Source organism: Bacillus cereus group sp. BfR-BA-01347, assembly GCF_022663835.1.
Classification (GTDB): domain Bacteria; phylum Bacillota; class Bacilli; order Bacillales; family Bacillaceae_G; genus Bacillus_A; species Bacillus_A thuringiensis_K.
This window is the reverse complement of record NZ_JAKUGG010000082.1, coordinates 1-413: the sequence shown is the minus strand read 5'-3', so window position 1 is coordinate 413 and position 413 is coordinate 1. Positions and strand designations below refer to the sequence as shown.

Below are 413 nucleotides of genomic sequence, written 5' to 3'. Positions count from 1 at the left end.
ACAACAAGAACATAATTGGCTGGAAGCAAATGTTTTCGATACGACAATGACTTGTTTGCCATACCATTTTGCTTTGTATTCTAACATGGATCGAAATTGCGACCATGATACTTCACTAATTGCTTTTGCTAACTTATGATTCTTTAACATATTCGATACTTGCAAATCCTCTATACCGATAACATCGTGGTTTTTGATGATTTCGGTTGAAATTTTGTCCAAGTAATCTTTTCTAGCATTTGATATGTATTCATGAATTCTAGCTACCTTTACTCGTTGTTTATTCCAGCGAGAAGATCCTCTCATTCTTCTAGAAAGAACACGCTGTGCTTTCGCCAACTTATCTTCTAATGATCGGAAAAACTTCGGATTTTCATAGTGTGTTCCATCTGACAAAATAGCGAAATCTTTTA

The 413-nt window shown here is 34.9% G+C and carries 1 protein-coding gene; it reads right to left on the bottom strand.

Annotated features, from left to right (window positions below):
• Positions 1 to 413 (bottom strand): transposase (locus tag MR143_RS32740; RefSeq protein WP_242281304.1); only part of this gene is annotated, 413 nt, incomplete at both ends.